This window comes from Sphingomonas sp. GM_Shp_2 (assembly GCF_026540875.1).
Taxonomy (GTDB): Bacteria; Pseudomonadota; Alphaproteobacteria; order Sphingomonadales; family Sphingomonadaceae; genus Sphingomonas; species Sphingomonas carotinifaciens.
Map to the genome: position 1 here is coordinate 1 of NZ_JALNUQ010000048.1, position 20916 is coordinate 20916.

Sequence of the window (20916 nt, forward strand, 5' to 3'; positions counted from 1 at the left end):
AGGACGAGATAGGCGGCGACGGCCTTCGCGAATCCGACGACTCCATCGCCGAACGGCTCGACGACCAACGGATCGTCCGTTTCCGCTCCGAGCGTCATGCGCCGGACGTCCTCCCAGCTCGGCGCGTCGAGCCTGCCCCCGATGTTCCACCATCCTCCCTTGGCCCTGGAGGCGGCATCCCAGACGAGCCGTGCCGCCGAGAAGGCACCAGCGCCGAGCGCGACGAGGATGGCCAGTCGAAGGAATACCTCTTCACGCATGTCCCAGTGCGCGGGAACCCGGTCCGTTACGACGCCATAGACGGCGAGCAGGACGGCTGCGGTGGCGGCGGCGGCCACGCGCCGCGTCGCACCCTGGGGTCCGCCATCGGCGGACCGGGCGGGCGCGGCCTCGCCTGCACCCTCAGGTTCGCCAAGCTCGGATTCTGCCGCGACACCGTTCACATTCATACCTTCCATCCAACGCCGGATCATCGTGGGCAACGCCGACTGTCAACCCGTGAGTCGTCCACCGGATTTCATGATCAGTAATAATCATGCGCTGCATAGCGCGTCTCATCGCGCGTTGGCGATCGAACGGACTAGGTGTTAAGTCCCGAAAATTGAGGTATGGTCACGGCCGCATGTAACTGCCTCTGAAGAACAGGCATTGCGTCACACCAAACCCTGTCTGATGATGACGTTGCGATCCGGGGGGCGATTTTGGCGGCGAAGTACGACTATTACGAGTTCTTCGCTGGCGTCGGAATGGCTCGGATGGGTCTCGGTGCCGAATGGCGGTGCCTGTTCGCGAACGATTGCGACACGCTCAAGGAGCAGTCCTACGCCGAAAACTGGGACGGCGAGCACTTCGACGCTCGCGACGTAGGCCAGGTTCGCGCCTCTGATCTCCAAGGTTACGCGGATCTCGCGTGGGCGTCGTTCCCCTGTCAGGATCTCTCTCAGGCCGGCACCAAGAAAGGCATCGGGAGTGCCGATGACTTGGCCGCGACACGGTCGGGAGCGGTGTGGCCGTTCCTGGACATCATGCAGTCGCTCGCCGACGAGGGACGTCACCCATCGGTGCTTGCCCTCGAGAATGTGGTTGGTCTGTTGAACGCCAACGGGGGTGCGGACTTCAGAGCGCTCTGTACCGCGCTGGCTGGGCTCGGATACCGGTTTGGCGCGGTGGTTGCGGACGCCGCGCACTTCGTGCCCCAATCGCGCCCGCGCGCTTTCGTGATCGCGGTTCGCCGGGAGGTGCCGGTTCCACGCTCCCTGTGCGCGGACCTGCCGCAATCCCCTTGGCACACCCCCATACTGCTGCGCGCTAAGGCGGCGCTGCCGGCCGACATCGCGAAGGATTGGATCTGGTGGTCGCCAGGCGCGCCGCCTAGCACAAAGGAGTTCCACCTTTCCGACATCGTCGACACCAGCGACGATGCCGATTGGAACGGGGAAGAGGCTACGGCCCGACTCCTCGCGATGATGTCGCAGCCCCAGATCGACCGGCTCGATGCCGCCAAGGCGGCTGGCAAACCGGTGATCGGTAGCTTGTATCTGCGCATGCGTCCCTCAGGTCCGCAGGGGGAGAACATTCAGCGCGCCGAGATCGCGTTCGGAGAAACACTGGGATGCCTTCGCACGCCCAAAGGTGGGGCATCGCGCCCTCGCATCATCGTGGTCGACGGCGAACGCGTGCGCACGAGGCTGCTGTCCGTTCGCGAGGCGGCTCTGCTGATGGGGCTTGGCGAGGAGTTCAAGCTCCCCTTGACCTACCACGAGTGTTTCCGTCTCATCGGGGACGGCGTCGTGCCGGCGGTTGTGCGGTTCCTGGCAGCCCGCCTGCTCGAACCGCTGGCGCGGCACAGTGTCGGCTTCGTGGGACTTGGGTCGGAGCAGAAGGCTTCGGCATGACGTCGGCAGTGCAGCAGTCGTCCGCATTTCCGGTGACGCTGCACGAGTGGGAGCGCGTGCTGACGAAGGCACTGCTGCGTGCCGACGACGGCAATGCCGATCCGATCCGATCCTTCGAGATCACGCCCGAGCGGCTGTCCCATTTCTGTGGTCAGGGACCCGACCGGGCGACCGATGCGGAGGACGCGTTCAGGCGCGCGCTGCTGTCCGACGGCTATCTGACTTGGTGTCTGCAGAACGGTCGATACCGCACGCCCGGCAACGAGGCGCCTGAGTGCATGGCGATGCTGGCGCTGAGCCTGCTCGTCGACAGCCTGCTTGACGGCGATTACGGCGGCACGGGCGAGTACCGGGCGAAGCTGCGGCAGTGGCTGGGCGTGGACAGATCCTTCATGATGCTTCGAGGCATCGCCACCATGTGGAAGGAGCTCGTCGCGTGGCTGGACGCTCGGGTCGCCGATGGCGCGCCGTTCCGGCGGCTGATCCTGCCGGAGATACCGGCGACATGGACGCACATCGGATATACCCGCTACCTGTCCTTCCCGACTAAGCGCGACCTGCATTTCCTGGAGCGCCAGGTCCGCCGCAATCCCGCTCTCGCCAGCGATCCGGCCGGGCTTGTGCGGTTGTTGGATCCACAAGTGGGGTCGGCCGCGATCTCCTTCGGCCTGAAGAAGGCGTTCGCCGAATTCCGCGCGGCACTACGTTCTGGACGCGCTTCGGTCGATCACCGCTTCTGGAAGCTGGTCGAACAGGCGGGGAGCGTCGCCGGCGCGCCGACCGCGTCGCCCGTCGATCTCAGGATGGAGTTCGACGAGGACGGGCGAAGGCATTATCGATTGTCGGGCGAGGCGACGCCGGACATGATGCCGGTCGACCTGGGTTCGGCCGCTGCCTCGCCGCTTCTGCTCGCCAGTCCGAACCTCGGCCCCGCGGCAAGGCGGGGCATCATGTTCTTCCAGTCGAGCGGTCTCGCCAGCTGGACGGCGGCCGGGGAACCACCGGCGGGATCCGGCCCCTTTCACGTCGCCGTCGCACCGCGACACGAGAGGCTGGCACGTGGTGCGATCGCGCAGTTCGGATCGTCGGGTGCCTGGATCGTGACGACGACGGCCGTGAGCTCCGGCACAATCACCGACATCCTGGCGCGTCTCGGGATTCGGAACGCCCGGGAGAACCTCCGGACGATCGGCCTCGTCGACGGTGTGCACGTGGGGACCAGCTGGCTCGGTGCGTCGCGACTGCTTCCACGCCTCGACGGTGCCGATGGCGATGTGGACGTGTGTCGTACGGACGGCGGTGATGGCGTGATCCCGAAGGTGTCGGGTGGAATGCTGTCGGCCGGCGGGCCTGTCGAGGGGCAGTTCCTCTTCAGCGATCCCGTGGGGGGCTGGAGCCGGCGGGCGTCGTTCGTGCCGGTCGCGGTCGTCCACCCTGAGCTGTCGGGCGCTGCCTATGGTCTGCCCGTCAACGCCGAATGGTTGCCCGGCCGCGGTGAAACGATGCCGACTTCGGACGCACAGATACTCTCGTGGGACGACCGGACGTATCACTACCAGGATGTGATCGAAGGGCTGTACGCCTGCGGGAGGAGCGGGCTGGGCGAAGGCGACGCCATCTCGCTGATCGATCGGGCGGCGGGAAGCCGTTGCTGGGACATGCTTCGTACGCTGGTCGAGGCTACGGTGCTGGACGAAAGACTTCGAGTGCGGTGGCGAGGCAGGGTGTTCACCTTGGGAAGGCCGCGGCTCGAGAGGGTGAGCATCGCAGGCGCGACCGGCGTGGTCGCATCTGGGGCGATGCCGGCGCGGTTGGAGGCGGACTTTCAAGCAACGGTCGTTCTGCACGGCGGCCGGTGCTTTCGTAGGTTCGGTGCCGACCTGGCTCCACCATTGATCGGCGCGGTGGACGTCGACGTCGACGCTCTCGCGTCCTCTCTGGGTTGGTCCGTCCCGGATGGACCATCGGAGCCGGACGGCAGCGCAGCTGAACGCCTCCCCGTGTCCGCCGTGCTTGGAGGCAGCTACCTGGTCGCGTCCTGCTGGGACTGGAATCTCGGGCGCTTTCGCGTTGGGGAGGTTGCCGAGGGCGAAGTCAAGCTCGTCCGGCTGTCGCATCCGGGTGGTCGCGACCACGACCTCTATCGGGTGACCGGAACCCAGGTCCGGACCTTCACCTCCCGGAATGCCGCCATCGTGGATGCCCACCGCCAAGCCGGAAGCGCCTTGTTCCGTTGGGACGACCGCGGGATGCGCCGCGCCCGCATCGAAGGTGCGCTGCCGATCGAGATCGCGCGGTCGCTCAGGCTTCGGGTGCTGGCGAACGGAGGAATGGACGAAGCGGGCTGGTGCTATCGGCCAGGGTCGCGCGAGGCGATGTGGTTGGCCAGGCTTCTGCCCGGCCTGATCGACGGGGTTGCCACGACCGGATCTGGCGTACCGGTCGGTGATCACCGGCGCGGACGAGGAACGCGACGGGCTATGTGGATCAACGGGGGCATTGCGGCATGAAGGCCGATGTGGGCATGCTGGAGGACACCAGCGTCGAACCGATGCAGCCCAAAGCGTATGTCGGACGCTTCGTGCGGAAGCAGGGCCAGTACGGCACCGTGAGCGTCTTCGGCACCGTCGTCGGCACCTCGGTTGAGGCCATGGACGATGCGAAGCGACTTTTCCCCCGCGATGGAACGGTCGAGACGCAGGGGCTTGTCCAGCACGCGGGATTGTCCGCTGGCGACTGGGTAGAGTTCAATGCGGTCCGGAACTCCCGCCCGCGGTCGACGGAGTACAAGGCGTCCAGACTGCGCCGGATCCCGAGATATGCTGCGCTTACCGAAGGTACCGAGTCCTACTATCGCACGCTGCTGACGCGCGAGGGCTGGAAGGGTGATCACAGGCCCGGCCTTTGGGCTCTCAGGATCAGCGGAGACCGCGTCGTCGTGGCCGACCTCGAGCTCGGTAAAGACGGAGCGCTGCGGCTTCCGCGGGCCTCCACGCGAGAGGTGCGGTACCTGAGGTATCACGATGATGCCGTCGTCCGCCTCGGAAAGGGTGCGTCAGCCGATGACGCATATCTCGAACTCGACGCTGAACCGGCGGGCACGTTCGACTGGTCGGACGAGGCGGACCACGTCGCCCGGGTGATCAGGTCGCTATCCGACGCGGACGATCCTCGAGTGAGCGACATCATCGCGTGGCTCGACCTCCATCAGGAGGACGGCAGGGTGTTCGCCGCCACGGTCGACCACGAGGTAGGCCTCGACGCTCTTCGCTCGGGTGAGCTGGCCGACCGCCTGCGGGCGGACCGCGACCTCATGCAGGCCTACGTCGAAGCGGCCTCTAAGGACGAGGCGGTGGCGGCTGCCTTGGCTGCCCACGCTCGCGAGGGGCACACTGAGGAGCGCGCCCGCCTCCGCGCCGAACTGGTCGAAGAGATCGCCCTACATCGAGACGAGCTACTGAAGAGCGAGGAGGCGAAACTCGCCGGCGACAGGAAGAAAATGCTGGACGCGCTGGCGGTCGAGGCGGGAGCGCTTCGCAAGACGAAGCTGGCCGAAATCGATCGCGAGGCGGAGCGGCGGAGCAAGCTGCAGATCGAGAAGCTAGGCGACCTCGACGAAGATCTGCGACGTCGTCGAGGCGAAGTCGAAGGCGAGATGGAGGCCGTGCGGGCTCGCCTCGCGGAGGTTGAACGAGAACTCGCCGCGGCGACGGCCGAGCGCGACGGTGCTCGCGCCGAAGCGGATGCCGAGCGCGGCAGGCTTCGCGAGGCGTCGGTCGAAGTCGATCGGTTGCTGACGGTCGCCGACAGGCTGACCACTGCATCGCAATCGACGCAAAGTGGCATTTCACCTCGTGCGGCATCGTTGGCGTATGCCTTCGACGAGCGACCGGCCGTAGGTGTGGGTGCGGTGGCGTCTGCCATAGACGGCATGGCGCTGCTGTCCGACAAGGGCCGCGACCTGATGAGGAAACTGCTCGTCCTCGTGCTGTCCGGCGAGCTGCCCATCCTGTACGGTGCGGACGCGGCGGATTTCGTGCGGATCTTCGGCTCCGTGGTCGCTCCCGGACGGAACGGCGTGCTGCAGGCTGATCCCACGCTGATCTCGATCGAGGACCTATGGGCGCGACCGGGATCTGGTGCACCCACGCTCCTCGCTGCTGCAGCCCAAGCCGCCGTCGAGGGCACCGCGGTGCTTGTCGCGATCACCGGGCTGGAGTCATCCGGTGCCCGATTCTGGGTTCCATCCCTGACCGACGCGTTGAGGGGCGGGGCGCTGCCGAGGGCCCTGTTGGTTTGCGCCGTCGCCAGTGACGTCGACCACGACGAGGTGAAGGCGCTGCCGGCGGCCGCGATGATGCTGGAGGTCGAGGGCGTATTCGCGCCGGGTGCTTCAATGGGCGTTCTCGCCCTCTACGGGATGCCAGATGCCAAGCGCGCCGCATTACGGCCTGCCGAGGTTCCGACTGACGTGCCGGCGGCGCTGAAGGTGCTCGGCGCGCTCGGGTCCGATCCCGGGCCGGGGGTCGCCCTCAGGCTCGCACGGATGGCGGCCGAGGCCTCCGAGCTTCTCCAGGACCAGCTGGCCGCGTGCACCCTCGTCATCCAGCTCGCGCACGAAATAACGAACCAAGACCGCTGACACGGAAAACAAGAGGTATCGATGCTCGACCCAATCGGCGGATTCGATCGTATCCGCGACTTCTTCATCTCCTACATCGAGACGAGCTTCCGCGTCGCGAACGGCAAGGTGCGTGACGAACGTCGCCGATTGCTCGAGACGACCAACGTGTTCGCGACTTCTTCGTTCGTCGAGCCCGTGCTCCGCTATGCCGCCCATGAGCTACGGATCGAGCAGATGGTCGGCGCGTCGGATGGCCCCCTCAGGCTGCTGCCGAAGGGCTCTCAGGTGGCGTTCGCCGAACTCGCGCTCTCCGGTCTCTTCGAGGGTGATGATGTCGACGGCGAGGTTCGGCGCGCCGGCAGGTATGCGCCGTACAAGCACCAGGTCGAGATGCTTGAGCGTGGCATTCAGTCCGGCAAGCCGGGGATCGTCACGTCCGGCACCGGTTCGGGGAAAACCGAGAGCTTCATGCTCCCGATCCTCGCAGCCATTTCGAACGAGGCTGTTGGATGGTCGAAGCCGAGTACCGGATATCTGCAGAACCCGTGGTGGACTGGTCAGCGCGACAAGTGGCGTCTTCAGCGTGCGGGCGAGAACCGTCCCGCCGCTCTCCGTGCCCTGGTCCTCTATCCGATGAACGCCCTGGTCGAGGACCAGATGGTGCGTCTGCGCCGGACGCTCGACTCCGATGAGGCGCGGGCGGTCATGGACGCCCGGTTCGACGGCAACCGCATCTTCTTCGGACAGTACACCTCGTCCACCCAGGTCACGGGCTACGAGGACCATCCACGCCTGTGGGGGCACGAACCGGAGAAGAAGCGTCGGACGAGGCGGCAGCGTCAGCTGCGCAATGCCCTGAAGAAGGCCCAAGCCGACCAGGTCGCCGCCCGCGATCACGATGCCGAGGAACTCTCGAAGGCGAAGCAGCTCGGGATTTCACCGCCGGACAAGACCCGTTTCATTTTCCCGTCGCTCGACGGCGGCGAGATGCTGTCGCGCTGGGACATGCAGGAGACGCCTCCCGACCTGCTCGTGACCAACGCCTCGATGCTGGGTGCCATGCTCTCGCGCGAGGTCGAGGAGCCGATCTTCGAGACCACACGCAAGTGGCTGGAGGAGAACGACGACGCCTACTTCTACCTGGTCTTCGACGAGCTCCACCTCATTCGCGGATCGTCGGGGACGGAGGTATCGTTCCTGGTCAAGTCCCTCATCCAGCGGCTGGGTCTGGACAGGCCGGGGCAGCGGCACAAGCTGCGCATCCTCGCGTCGTCGGCATCGCTGCCGATGGATGGGGAGCCGGGAGTGCAGTCCAGGCGCTACCTGCGCGATCTCTTCGCTCCGTTCGGCACGAGCGCCGACGAGACTGACGAGGGATCGACCGACGAGGAGTTCTGGTCCGGCTGCGTCGTGAAGGGCGAACCCGAGATCCCGGTTTGGGCCGGCGGTGACGTCCCGCCCAAGCCCTTTCTCGACCTGCTGACGGCCGCTCGTACCGGAAACAACGCGTTCGTCGCCAAGGTCTCTAGATCCGAGGGGCTGGAGCGCGCGATCGATGACGTTGCCGCCGCCTTGGGCGTCCGAGCGGATGGAGACCAGCGTGTGGCGGCCGTCGCGGAAGCCGCGGCGGCGGTGTTGACGAGCGCTTGTCGAGAAAGCGAGGGCGTTCGTGCCACCAGCATCGACGAACTCGGAAGGCGCCTGTTCGCTGGGTGGTCGCTTGCAGGAGATGCGGTTCGCGGTCTCATGCTGGCCCGCGCGCTCCCGGAAAGCCGCGAGTGGAAGGGGAACGTCGCTCAGGGAACGCCCTCGTTCCGCGTCCACGCCTTCGTCCGCAACGTGGAGGGACTGTTCGGCGCGCCCGTCCTGAAGGACGGCGGGATCGAGTATCTCGACCTCAGCGTCGAGCGCGGTCTGTCACATGGTCAGCCCGCGCCGGGTGAGGTCCGCGGCCGGCGACTGTTCGAGATGCTGTACTGCGAGGCCTGCGGAGACCTTCTCCTCGGCGGGCAGCGCGGACGTCAGGTCGGCACGGGTTCGGCTACGGAGCTGCTGCCGTCGACGGCCGAGCTCGAGAACCTGCCAGAGCGGGCGGCCGCCGAATACTACGACCGGATGACGTTCGACCAGTTCGCGGTCTTCTGGCCGAGCCGGGCGGACCCGGCGCGGGATGCGAAGAGCTGGGACCAGTGGGAGCTGGCCCACCTCGACGCCGCCTCCGGGGTCGTCACGCTCGGTGCCGACGTGCCGGACAACCGGATCGGCGGGCGCCTGTATTTTCAGTCACCGGCGGCGGCGCCCAACGGGCGACGCACGGCGCAGCCCTTCTGCTGTCCGAAGTGCGGAACCGACTATTCCAACCGGCGGGCAAACTCCCGCTCGCGGTCGCCGATCCGCGCGTTCCGCACCGGTGTCAGCAAGGCGTCGCAACTCGTGGCGACGGAATTGTTCGAACTGCTGCATGCTGTGGGAGCCGAGGCGAAGAGCATCGTGTTCTCCGACAGCAGGCAGGACGCTGCCAACCAATCGCTCGAGATCGAGAGGCTGCATCTACGCGACCTCCGTCGCGAGATCCTGGTGACCGTTGCCCGCGACTATCTCGTCCGGGCGGCCGCTACCAAGGTCGATCCAACGGCCGCATTGGCGGAGTACCAGAAGCTGATCGCCGAGGGTAAGGCCCTCGAGGCCGCGAAGGTATTGCAGCAGCTCGGGTCGCAGACGCATGATCCGCAGGTCTCCACCGAGAACCACAAGGTGCAGCTGGAGAGGCTGTTCACCTACAAGGACGTATCCGAGGGCGTCGGCGCGCTGATCAAGGAGTATGTCAGCCTCGGGATCCACCCGTTCGATGAGGTCGGACGCAAGCCTTACAAGAACGAGCCCTGGTACAAGGCGTTCGACATGACCGGCGAGGTGGTGAGCTATGCCTCCTGGCTCGACGACACGGCGCAGCAGCAGCTCGGGGTGGCGATCCGGGAGGAGCTCATGGAGCTTGTGGACGACGTCATCTTCGCCAACACCTTCTTCGCGCTGGAGGAGACGGGCCTTGCGTATCCGTCGATCAGCCGCGACGCAGCCGAAGCAGTCGATCGGCTCGACGCGTGGCTCCGCGTGTTCGCCAGCGCGACGCGCGTGCAGGAGAACAAGTTTTTTAACGACGCGAAGGTGACGGAGTGGGACAGCGCGCAGAAGGTGCCAGTCACGAACCGGGTGCGGAAGTTCGCCGACGCGTTGCACGGCCCAGCTGCCCTGCCTGAACTGGATGACGTTCTGGATGCCTTCACCAAGCATGGTCACATCAACGGCATCGTCCGTGTCGGGAAGGTCTTCCTACGGATCGCGCAGTCAGGTGATCCCTACTGGCGCTGCGGGTCGTGCGAGCGCGTCCACCTGCACCGTGGGATGGGCAGCTGCACGAGGTGCTACAAGCCGCTGTCGAGTGAGCGCTCCGGGAACGTCGATGAGCTCTGGGCGGCGAACTTCCTGGGTCGGCGCATCGTTCGCGGGCAGCAGGACGGCGTGGCGCGCTTCCGCCTGCGATGCGAGGAACTGACGGGGCAGACCGACGACTTCTCGGACCGACTGCGCAAGTTCAAGAGCGTCTTCGTCGACGACATGGGCGAGGTCGCGAAACTGGCACGAGAGATCGACATGCTCTCGGTCACGACCACGATGGAGGTCGGGATCGACATCGGATCGCTCCAGACCGTGTACCAGGCGAACATGCCGCCGCAGCGGTTCAACTATCAGCAGCGCGTCGGTCGCGCCGGTCGCCGCGGTCAGGCCTTCTCCTTCGTCATCACCTTCTGCCGCGGGCGAAGCCACGATGCCTACTACTTCGCCCATCCCGCGGCGATCACCGGCGATCCGCCCCCGCCACCGTTCCTCGCAACTGGCCACGATCCCATCCCCGCGCGACTGCTTAACAAGGTCTGGTTGCGAGCGGCATTCCAGAAGGTGCGCGACGACATCGTGGATGAAGGTGGCGGCTATCCGGGCGACTTCCTGATTCCGCCAGACGTCCATGGTGAGTACGTCCCAACGGACGAGTATTACGACGACCCGGATGGCTTCAAGTGGAGCGAGCGCCTGCGAGGGGCGCTTGAGGCCACGACTGCCGTGCGGGACTCCTTCATCGACGCGGCGTGCATCGACCTGGAACAGCGTGACCGCATTCGAGCCGCGGCGAGCGTCGAGGGCCTAATTCAGGCGATCGAGAAGCAGCGGGAGTTCAAGCCCGCCAATCGGCAGGGTCTCGCGCAGTTCCTCGCCGAACGCGGCCTCCTCCCTATGTACGGAATGCCGACGCGCGTGCGTCAGCTCTATTTGGGGCTGCGGGCCGAGACGGACGAGAAGGACACGGACTATAAGTGGTCCACTATGGATCGCGATCTCGACACCGCGGTGTTCGAGTTCGCACCGGGCGCCGTACTCACGAAGGACAAGCAGCGGCACAAGGTGGTCGGCTTCAGCGGCACGCTCGCTCCTCCGGAACGTCGTGGAAAGGACATGGTTCTGGAGAGCCTGTCGGACTGGGTGGAGTCGACTCATCAGGTGGCGCTGTGCGCAGCCTGCGGTTCTGCGCGCTACAGTAACGGCCGTCCGCAATCGGCACGTCCGTGCGAGGATTGCGGGACCGAAATCGAACCCGACGCCTTCCAGGATTACGTGACGCCGGCGGCGTTCAGGACCGACTTCAAGGCGGCCGAGACCGACCTCGATACGGTCGGCAGGATGGCAGTGAGGACCGTCGCCACGGTTCTGCACGCTGGATCGGTAGTGGATGCCGGCAACCTGCGCGTGCGTCGTGGTGCAGGGGTCACCATCATGCAGCTCAACGATGGCGTTGACGACGATCTCGGCCAGCCGACGCGGTTCACCGTGCGCAACGCCGAGGACACCAATGTGCGAGTGCCCCGCATGGCATCGACGCGACTGCTGTCCTCGCAGGCGATCGACGTGGGGGAGCTGGCCGCATCGCGCACGCGCTGGAACGACGATCCAGCATCGGAGCGCACCTTCGGATTGATCGCCAAGAAGGAGACGGACGCACTCTATCTCGAACTGATGGCGTTCGACGTTCGATTGAGCCTGGACCGGGTGGCCCGCAAGGGGGAGTTCAGCCATCTCCCGACCCGCGCGGCTGCCATCAGTGCCACGCAGATCTTGGTGCAGAAGGCCGCCTTGAATCTCGACGTTGCCTCCGATGAGTTCGAGCCGCTGGAGCCGCGGTTGCGCGAGGGCAAGCCGATGCTCCAGATCGCGGACTCGCTGATCAACGGTTCGGGATTGTGCCGGCGGCTAGGCGAGGACCGCAGCGACGGCACGCCTCACATCGTGCACCTGATCCGGGAGACGCTAGCGGATCGGACCGTCTGGCCGCTTGCCGACTTCCTGCGCGTCGAACAGGATGGCGACCATGCCGCCCGCTGCCAGACGTCCTGCTACCGGTGCATACAGCGGTACGGTAACCGCTCGTATCATGGGCTGCTCGACTGGCGCCTCGGTCTTGCATACCTACGGGCGCTGGTGACGCCCGGATACAGCGCCGGCTTGGACGTCAAGGACCGGGATCTCGCCGAGACGATTGGATGGAGCGATCGCGCCTTCGCCTTGGCGCAGGCAGTTGCAGGCATGCGCCCGGACTCGCTCATCGCCGAGATCCACTCCCAGTCGGGCCTTCCGGCGCTGCGCGAGCGCAAGAAGGACGGGGACGTCTTTCTGATAATCCACCCGTTGTGGCGGTTCGATGGCGATTTCGGATCCGACCTCGCCGGCGGCGCTGCGGTCAAGTTCGTGGACACCTTCAACCTCGAACGGCGTCCGCTTCGTGCCATCGAGATGGCGCAGCTCGACAAGCCAGTCTGATCGTTCGAGTCGCCGGAGAGCCTACCTTCTGCGGATCATCAAGCCCCAGCTAACATGAGGTGACGATGCTGCGCGTGTTGTGTGGCGAAGGTCTGTGATGGACCACATTATTATGAAATGAAGACATTGGCCCGGTGGTGGGTCAGATAGGCTTGGCTGCCGTCACTCAGCGGTTTCGGCGGAGGACGTTGCACGACGTGCATGCCCAGCTTGTCGGCGTCCGCGTCCGTCAGCTTGGATGAGAACATCGGACGACCGTCCTCCTCGAAGCCGAGCAGCCCACGGTCGAAGAGGAAGTCCGCGTGGGGCGCCATCATCAGGCCGTTCGCTCCGTCGAGGCGCTCGGCGGCAGTGCCGCAAGCGCGCCACGGTTTGATGTGGCTGGCTATGAGGAGGTTCGGCGTGGCGATCCCCGTGATCCTGCAGATCGGCTCGACGTCCAGGACGCGCTTGCGGAACAGACCCTGTCCTCGCCGCGCGCGAACGAGCTGCTCGCGCATAGTCTGATCCAGCGACATGTCGTTCTGGATGTTGTGCTCGACGACGTCGTCGAGCGTCGTGGCGAAGTCGGCCGCGGTACGCGTGGGAGCGGCGAGAAGGTCGACGGCAGGGAAGTGGGCCGCAGCCAGAACCACGTCGACCACGGCCTTGTCGATCTCGGCGAGATAGGCCTTCTGATTGCCATTCCCTGACGTAGGCTGGATGGGTGAATGGGTCGTGGGCAGCAGTGGAGCCAGCTGGTCCAGCAACTGCTTCGGGCGGACGGCGAGCGCTGCGTCCAGCCATTGAACCGGAAGCAGCCATCCAGAGGCGCTCCAGTAGATGCCGATGGTGCCGAACTCCTCGGGCTTTGGAGCGCTGATCGCGAAGTCAGTCACGATGCCGACTCTTCCGATGCGGCCTTCGGCGTAGGAGAGGACCACGTCGCCGGCCGCCGCGCGGCGCATGTTGTCGTAGAACCGGCTCTTGGCTCCGTTCGCTTCGGCAACGGGTGACCACAGGTAGCCGCCGTCCCGTTCCTGTCGCACCGTCTGCGCGTGATTCACCCACCAGTACCGCATGGTTGCACTATGGACTGTTCGCGCGATTGTAGAAGCGCCTCTGTGTCATCCGATGAACGAATGACCGCTTTTCGAGCATGGGCGAGGTGCCGCGAAGTGCCCGCGTTTGGGTCGAGGCGGCGGGAAGACGGCGGTCGGCGCGGTGTCACAACCGTTCGGACGTGACACCTACCGCCCGGTGCCCGCGCAGACGGGCAAGTTCCTTGTGACGGCGTTTCTGAAGGTAATCCGCGGCCTCCCCGGTGTCGATCAGTTCAAGAGCCTTGATCTTGGCATCGATCAGGCTGTCGTGTGACGCCTTCCCGCGCGCCGGCCCCAATCCGATATAGAACTTTCCATCGGCCTCGCTGATGCGAACAGCGATGCCGGCGCGGACGATGCTCTGTTCGCCGGATTGCAGCGTCTTCCAGCTCGGCGAGGAGACGAAGCGTTTCAGCTTGCCCCGATCCTTCAGCATCTTGTCATGATGCTCGCTGGCATCGGTGGTGCCGGTCAGTTTGTCGCAGCAGTCGGTGCCGACAGCCATCGCTCCCCAGCTCGGATGCACGATCGCATAGGAGTAGCGCAACGCCGTGCCGCACAATTCGCAATTGCCGTTCAGACCGCCCAGATCGTCTGTTCCCAATAGGCACCAATCGCTGGTGGGCATGATGATTCCATGTTCTTCAGCATGGCATCCCTTGCACAGCGTCTCGCATTCGGAATGCGCGTATTCCCAAGGCTTGCGGCCAGGAATGTAGCGTTTGTGGTGGACCTGAAGGACAACATCGTTATGACCGCGTGAGCAGCGGACGCATCGATCGCCGTCCAGCTTGATGACTTCGCCGCGAAAGCGCTTCCAATCGGCATGAGTATACAGGTTCATTTCGGCACCCGCCTTCCGAACCATAATAGCCTATGGGCGGGTGATACGTAAGGTGAACATTCTAGCCGATTGCTTGCCCATGTCGTAATGATTGACGCGGAGGCATCGCACGATGAAGACCTATCCTGTCCGCGTCCCGCGTGACCCGTACAGTGGACGAAATGATGCGCGCCGGCGAAAGCAGGCGAGCTTCAACGATGCCGCGCAAGCGGTCGAACGGTATTTGAATCAGGCGATGGAAGCGGAGCCGGCCGGTAACGCGCGCGAGTTCCTGACGGTGGATATTGCCCGTGCGCTGCATCTGGATGGCGAGCTGGTAGATCGCATCGTCTTCGGGATCGACTGCGGGCATAATGGCGTGACGATCCGCAAGGCTGGCGAGGTGCGCGCCAATGAGAGGTAAACCGGGAACGGTGAAGCGGCCGGAAGCCGAGCGTGCGATCCGGCAGTTCACGCACGACTGGGCCGCAGCACACGGCGTGCAACCCGGCTCGGGCGAGATGCCTTCCTTCAGCGCATTCCATCGTTGGGTTTTGGGCCGGTGCGGTGCGGCCCATTTTCAGTTTCAATCGACGCTCGGCCCGCTTGAGGATGCTGAAAGCTGGTTCGACCAGGAGCTGCGTCAGGCCTGGCGCAACTAGGAGGACGTGATGACGGACCTGCCCTCACGACGCGAGTTCAAGGTGCTGAAGGCACTTTGCCTCAATACCGTCGAGGACCGCGGGCAATGGCCGGGCGTTGGTGCCGGCACCGAGGCGGCGCTGGTCGCAAAGGGATGGATCGAGCCTGCCACATGCGAGACTTATGATACCGTAGGATTTCGGGCGACGAAGGCCGGTCACGAAGCGCACGAGGCAGGTTGGAACGCGGGTCTGCGCTAACCTCGTATGGTGGCGTTGACGATCGAACTGCCGGCCCGCCCGGCGTCACAACCGTCCGGTTATGACATTAACGTGCAGATGGCCGTTTTCTGCGAGGTCAGCCGTGTCAAAAGTCCGCGTCAGATCATCTGCCGGGAAATGCCCGTCATCCGGTGCAGACCCATTAACTGGAATTAGTTCGTACCTGCAGAGATGAACAAGCGTCTGCTTCCGGCAAGGGGAAAGTCGCCGCTGAATGTCCGGGTATGGGTCAAAAGATCTAGGGGGCGCAGTTCACGCAAAATGGCTTTACATCGCCTTTCCCATCCTTTGCGATTGTACGGCCAATCGCAGCTTGATTCACGAGTTGTCGCGGACCGGCCAAATATTTCGTGCCTCAAAGATTGAGGCCGCGTTTGCATGTTATGCCAACATACGTTCTAGTTCATCGATCAAAGCCTCCATCTGACCATGAAAGCTCAGGATCATCGCGTTAAGAAACGCGTCCGCCTCTATATTTTCCGAACGAAATGGGTGGCCGGCACGCAAGCCCAACTGACGAACGAAGAGCAACTGGGTGCGACCGTTGCCTTCGCGGAAGGGATGAATGACGTTGAGCTCGCCGAGGAAATCGGCGACTGCCGAAACGAAGCTCTCAACATCGGATCCAGGCTGGAATGCAGGCGCATTGAGCGTCGCAAACAGCTTCACCATCTCAGCGTTTATATATTCCGGATAACAAAACCAATTACCGCCCTTTCCGGTCCTGATCGTGCGATCCACGCCGGCCCATTCATATACATCTTGAAAAAGATGACGGTGAAGCGCCCGATAATGACTTGGGTCGAAGGCGCCCATCGGAGGCGGTTGGAGGCTTCGCGCACCGACTGCCTCCACTTCGAATGCGTCCAGCTCAGCCAGATCCCGCAGGTCGGGAATGTTTCGAAGGACCTTGGAACCGGGATAGCAAGCGGGGTCGTTGCCGGTCTCGTAGCGATCGCCGACCATCAAGCGGCGGCCAGCCGGCCACGCGCCTCTTCGGAAAGGCTTAGGCCCTCAACCGCACTGATAGCCTCATAGCCGGCAAGGGTGAGCGCCGGTGAGGTGACGGCCAACGAACCCTCAACTGCTGCGATCTCAGTCGGCGTAAGCTCGAACAAGCGGTAGACTCGCGCGTCGATCCCGGCCTCGGCCTCGGCGATACGTCGTCGCAGTACTGCGGCCTCGGCGCGCTTGCCCTCGAACCACCGCTCCCATTCGTCACGGTCGTTAACCGGTATGGTGATCTTGAAGCGCTTCAATAGCGCCGCTCTAAGATCGGCAAATGTCAGCGACGGCCACGCAGCAAAGGCGGAGCCAAAGCCTTTCGTGTTTCCAAAATCGTCGAGGCGATGGCGAACAGATGCGACCAAATCGACCAGCGCGGCCTGGTCGGTGGCGGCGGCACGGCCTAGCGCCGCCAGAGCCTCATCTCCGCCTTGAAACGGGATCGGTAACGTACCGACATATTGAGCCTCGGCTTCGATATATCCGCCCTGCTTTATGCGGGCGATCGAGGTCAGGATGAACCAGGCCAACCGACTGTTGAGATAGGCCGCCAACGCCTCATCCGGTCGATCGATGAAAAAGCATTTATTGTTCAGGTAGAACGGCGATTTTTCGATGCTGAAAGACCCTCGGCTTTGAAAGTGCGGCCAGATTAGCTTCGGCTCGTCGAAATGGGGCTGGTACCTGAGTTGTGCCTGCTGCAGCTCCCACCAGTGCTGTCTCGTCGCGCGTGCCTCAAGTCGTTCTTGATAGGATATCAGATGATCCCGAAGAGCTGGATAATCGTCGATGTCGATGCTGTTCTTCGGCGTGTAGACCAGCCAAAGATCGTCGCTCTCGGCATGCCAGCGCTTGAGGTTCTCGCCGATTAGGAACGGCTTGAGCAGGTCGGCGGAACGGTCGCCGGGTCGGGCGTTGGCGATGATCGCGTCGCGCTTCTCGCGTGTCAGGACGAATGCGTCGTTGAGGCCAGTCTTGATGCCGTAAAGCGGTGCGCCATAAACCTCTGCCAGTGTTGGCCGCCCTAAAGCAATCTTGGCGCGGATCGTATCGAGCAGGTCGCTCTCGAACCGCCAGGTGCCGCTGCTCAGCCGATCGTGCGGCATCGATCGCGCCTCCTGGTCGAACACCTTGCCGAGGTCATCGGGCAAGGCGCGAACGGTAAGATAGCGCAGCGCTTCGTCAGTCGCGGTTCCGGAACCTTTCCGCAGCGTGACGATCGCCGGATAGGTGGTTACCCCCTCGAACACCTGGAGATCGCCGAAATCGACGATGCTCTCGATCCTGCTCTTCTCCGCGAGGAAGGTGCGCAGCGGCTTGCCCGATCCGGTGCGAAAGAAAGAGGATGACGAAATGAAGCCTAACTGCCCGCCAGGTTTCAGCAGTTTAACTCCAAGCTCGAAGAAATAGGCGTAGAGATCGGCACGATCGCTGGCGACGGCGAAGCGCGCCTGCAGGTGCGGCTTGATTACCTTTAGCAATTCCATGCGTACGTAAGGAGGGTTGCCTAGCACGATGTCGAACCCGCCTTCGGCCATAACGGCTGCAAACCGTGTCGCCCAGTCGAACGGGCGGGGATGATAGGCGGCATCCTCGACTAGGCTGTTACCGTGGAAGATGTTGCCGTCGAGGCTTTCGAGCGCGCGCTCGCGTTTGGCGGTCTGCAGCCAAAGAGCGAGCTTGGTGATCTCCACCGATTCCGCGTTGACGTCGACACCAAACAGGTTGTTGGTGATGATCTCGACATCAGCGTTCGGTGACGCATGAGTCAGGATGCCGGGGCGAAGCTCGCTCAGCCGGTCCCGCGCCCGCTTCTGCTCGGCTTGGAGAAAGTTGAACGCCGCGATCAAAAAGGCGCCCGATCCGCAGGCGGGGTCAACGATGCGGAGCGTGGTCAGGCGATCGAGATAGGCGGACCAGTAATCGGCCTCCGCCGAGCTTTTATTGCGCCAGATGATTTCCCCGTCTTTGCCGCGCTTGCCGAGGCCCGGCAGCAACGCCTCGCTGATTTCGGAAAGATGGCGACCGATCGTCTGTTCGACGATAAAGCGGGTGATGAAATCGGGCGTGTAGACGACGCCCTCGCGCTTCTTCTTCGGTGAGGACGGCGGCGCCTCGAGCTGGGCAGCGGCTTTCTCGTTCTCGATGTCGGTGATCGACTGCTCGAAGATATGGCCGAGGATAGTGACCGATACCTCGCTCGCAAAGTCATAGCCGGCGATCTTGCCGAACTGCTCGACAAGGTGATCGGGAAGAGCGAGGCCGTCGATCAGAGAGTCGGCAGCGAACAGGCCACCGTTGTAGCGCGGGATGTTGTGCGGTGGGGCGCCCTTGTCGATCCATTCGAACAGCTTGGCGACCTGCTCCCACTTGGGACGCGGATAATAGGGATCGGTGTAGGTAGTCGCCCGGGCTAGGCTGCGCTGCGGTAGTAGGCCCTTGTCCTCGGCGAAGGCGATGAACAGCAGGCGGTCGAGCACGGTCTGGACGAGGCGTATGCGATCCTCGGTGCCGATCGCAGGGTGTTGAGCGGCAACGAAGGTCATCAGCTGGGCGCGCACGTCCTTATAGTCGCGATAGAGCTGGTTAGTGACGTCCCGATCTGCCTGCGCACTGCAATCGAGCAGCAGCGTGGTCTCATCGGTGAGCAGCCGGTCCACGCCCAGAAGCAGCCGTAGGCGAAGGAGCTCGTCCAGCTGGTCGATCTTGCGGAGGTCGAAGCTCTCGTGAAGCTGGCGACCATGGCCGAACGCGTAGAGCCTGAGCTCGCGCATGTTGCAGACCAGCACCCAGCGCGCACCCGGCGCATCCATCGCGTAGTCCCAAGCTTGCTGGACCGGCGTCTTGGCGCGGCCTGGCATGATGCGATCAAGCGCGACCTTCGGGCCCTTCAGTTCCAGCGGGGCGACGATCCGTGCCTCGCTCGGCGCGAAATGGCCGAGCGCGACATCAACAATCGTGCCGCCGGGGATGCTCTGCTTGGCTTCCATTGTGCCGGGCGCGCCCGGGCGAGACACGGCATAGCCCAGCACCCGCTGCATTACGACATGGTTAAATTCCTGTTCGAGCTGGCTCTCGTTCTTAAGGTCAATCCCCGGATCAGAGGCCATGGCTGCCCATTCTTGAGCTGCGGCGGTCTGGTCGGGAGTCGGGCGCCAAGCGTAAGCGGCGACGGCGTTTCGGATAATTTTTGAGTTGAACAAAGGCATAAGGCTTTATGGCATCGCGTGGATGTCGAGGTCCAGAAATACCGGCCTATGAACGCCGTCCGGCAGGTACGTGACCGCGACCGTCTGATTGGAGCCGGTCTGTCGGCAATCGGCCAGTCTCGCCCGTCTAACGGCGTTGAGCGTTACGGATCGCAAACGTCGCATTCGATAAAAATTGCCGTTCAGCTCTCACCGCAGGAATTGCCACAAAGTCCCACGTCTCAATATTTCCGCCATCGCTGGTTAAAGTGTCGTGCAAACATGAATGGATGTCCGAAGTTGGGCAGCGCCAAACGACCGGCGAATGTCGTATTGTGGGTCCGGGTCGACGCCGAGGGCAGGTCGCACTAGCCTCAGCCTCATGCTCTCAGCCATCCGCCGCTCCGCTGACCTTACCCTCAACGATGATGGAGCCCAGCTGTTCGCGCAAGCTCTGGACGAAGGTGCGTGCGGTCGCCTCGAGACTGCCTTGGTCGCGCTGCCGACGAGCAGGCCGGGCGTGCGGATAGGGGAGGGGCGGCAGCTGCAACCCTTCCTTGGTGACGCTGGACCGATTGGCGTGATCGCGGTGTCTGCGCTTGGGGAACAGGCTCGCCCCGTACGTGCAATCTTGTTCGACAAGACCGCAGAGAGGAACTGGGCGCTCGGCTGGCACCAAGACCGCACGATCGTCGTCGAGGAGCGTATCGACACGGAGGGGTACGGTCCGTGGACGGTGAAGTCCGGGCTGATCCAGGTGGAGCCGCCATTCGAGATCCTCGAGCGCATGGTGACGCTGCGCGTGCACCTCGATGCGGTTGACGAGCGCAACGCGCCGCTACGCATCGTGCCCGGCTCGCATAGATTGGGGCGCCTGCCCGAAGCAGAGATCGGACGAGTTGTGACTACCTTAGGCGAGCGGCTCTGTCTTGCTGAACGGGGTGATGTTTGGCTCTACGCCACGTCGATCGTTCACGCCTCGCTCGCGGCCGATCCGCCGCGACGGCGTCGCGTCCTCCAAATCGACTTCTCGGCTGACGCGGCCCCAGGCCCGCTCGCCTGGCGCGGCGTGTAGGTGCCAGGGTTGAGGCATCCCCGCATTCGGATGGTGCTGTTCGTATGCTACGCAGCCCCACGGCCGAAACAGGTGTTCTCGTGCCGGGAGAACTTGGAGATGGACTCTGCCGGCACCAAGCACAACGCCGACAATCCGCTCACGGCCGAGTTACTCGCATGGGCCGACGTTATCTTCGTCATGGAGGAGGCGCATTGCAACAAGCTGCAGCCACGCTTCCGGGCGGCTCTCGGGGGCAAACGCGTGATCTGCCTCGACATACCGGACAACTACGACTTCATGCAGCCCGAACTCGTCCAGCTCCCGAAGACAAAGGTGAGCCGCCACTTGCCTGCGATTTAAGTGGCCCAACCATCAAAGGCTTGATCGACCGGCTCAGCATCGCGACTGAGCTGTCGCGCCGTTCGGCTTAACGAATGGATGAAGTCGGGAA

The 20916-nt window shown here is 63.9% G+C and carries 14 protein-coding genes; 9 read left to right on the plus strand and 5 right to left on the minus strand.

The genetic code is table 11. The annotated features are described in order from the left end of the window. The coding region (locus OXR08_RS14905; RefSeq protein ID WP_267351063.1) for a hypothetical protein at positions 1-458 on the minus strand (458 nt) is incomplete at its 3' end. Positions 459-701: 243 nt separating this feature from the next. Between OXR08_RS14905 and OXR08_RS14910 the strand changes: the two genes are divergently transcribed. The 4 genes from OXR08_RS14910 to OXR08_RS14925 are packed head-to-tail and all read left to right on the plus strand — an operon-like array spanning position 702 to position 12387. After that, the gene (locus OXR08_RS14910) at positions 702-1895 is read left to right on the plus strand and encodes a DNA cytosine methyltransferase (protein WP_267351065.1); all 1194 of its coding nucleotides are present in this window, start codon (positions 702-704) and stop codon (positions 1893-1895) included. Then, a complete protein-coding gene (locus OXR08_RS14915) occupies positions 1892-4405 on the plus strand; it encodes a hypothetical protein (RefSeq protein ID WP_267351067.1) in 2514 nt (837 codons plus the stop codon). The genes OXR08_RS14910 and OXR08_RS14915 overlap by 4 nt, the downstream gene beginning before the upstream one ends. Next, complete coding sequence (locus tag OXR08_RS14920; protein WP_267351069.1) at positions 4402-6537, plus strand: hypothetical protein; 2136 nt, start codon at positions 4402-4404, stop codon at positions 6535-6537. The genes OXR08_RS14915 and OXR08_RS14920 overlap by 4 nt, the downstream gene beginning before the upstream one ends. Before the next feature lie 21 nt (positions 6538-6558). Next, positions 6559-12387: a DEAD/DEAH box helicase gene (locus OXR08_RS14925; RefSeq protein WP_267351071.1), complete on the plus strand. Its 5829-nt coding sequence runs from the start codon at positions 6559-6561 to the stop codon at positions 12385-12387. A 110-nt stretch (positions 12388-12497) separates the two neighbouring features. On the opposite strand, the gene OXR08_RS14930 is transcribed toward OXR08_RS14925, so the two are convergent. Both OXR08_RS14930 and OXR08_RS14935 read right to left on the minus strand, forming a co-directional pair. Continuing rightward, complete coding sequence (locus tag OXR08_RS14930; protein ID WP_267351072.1) at positions 12498-13448, minus strand: HNH endonuclease; 951 nt, start codon at positions 13446-13448, stop codon at positions 12498-12500. Positions 13449-13593: 145 nt separating this feature from the next. Next, the gene (locus tag OXR08_RS14935; protein WP_267351073.1) at positions 13594-14313 is read right to left on the minus strand and encodes a hypothetical protein; all 720 of its coding nucleotides are present in this window, start codon (positions 14311-14313) and stop codon (positions 13594-13596) included. A gap of 112 nt (positions 14314-14425) precedes the next feature. Here OXR08_RS14935 and OXR08_RS14940 point away from each other — a divergent pair, with 112 nt between their 5' ends. Genes OXR08_RS14940 through OXR08_RS14950 form a run of 3 tightly spaced genes read left to right on the plus strand, consistent with a single transcriptional unit; the run spans position 14426 to position 15194 of the window. Then, positions 14426-14716 (plus strand): hypothetical protein, encoded by a 291-nt coding sequence (locus OXR08_RS14940; protein ID WP_267351074.1) that lies wholly within the window; start codon positions 14426-14428, stop codon positions 14714-14716. A 10-nt stretch (positions 14717-14726) separates the two neighbouring features. Further along, on the plus strand, positions 14727-14954 hold the full coding sequence (locus tag OXR08_RS14945; protein ID WP_267351075.1) for a hypothetical protein: 228 nt from the start codon (positions 14727-14729) through the stop codon (positions 14952-14954). Between the two features lie 9 nt (positions 14955-14963). Further along, complete coding sequence (locus OXR08_RS14950; RefSeq protein WP_061781599.1) at positions 14964-15194, plus strand: hypothetical protein; 231 nt, start codon at positions 14964-14966, stop codon at positions 15192-15194. A gap of 402 nt (positions 15195-15596) precedes the next feature. Here the strand turns inward: OXR08_RS14950 and OXR08_RS14955 are convergent, their stop codons facing one another. Together OXR08_RS14955 and OXR08_RS14960 are read right to left on the minus strand one after the other, a co-directional pair. Next, entirely contained in the window at positions 15597-16181 is a 585-nt protein-coding gene (locus tag OXR08_RS14955) for a Fic family protein (protein WP_267351077.1), read from the minus strand. Then, complete coding sequence (locus OXR08_RS14960; protein ID WP_267351079.1) at positions 16181-19429, minus strand: N-6 DNA methylase; 3249 nt, start codon at positions 19427-19429, stop codon at positions 16181-16183. The genes OXR08_RS14955 and OXR08_RS14960 overlap by 1 nt, the downstream gene beginning before the upstream one ends. Before the next feature lie 361 nt (positions 19430-19790). Here OXR08_RS14960 and OXR08_RS14965 point away from each other — a divergent pair, with 361 nt between their 5' ends. Further along, positions 19791-20483, plus strand: a complete 693-nt coding sequence (locus tag OXR08_RS14965) for a phytanoyl-CoA dioxygenase family protein (RefSeq protein ID WP_267351081.1) — start codon at positions 19791-19793, stop codon at positions 20481-20483. A gap of 99 nt (positions 20484-20582) precedes the next feature. Beyond that, positions 20583-20825, plus strand: coding sequence for a hypothetical protein (locus OXR08_RS14970; protein ID WP_267351083.1), 243 nt, complete (start codon positions 20583-20585; stop codon positions 20823-20825). Positions 20826-20916 lie beyond the last annotated feature (91 nt).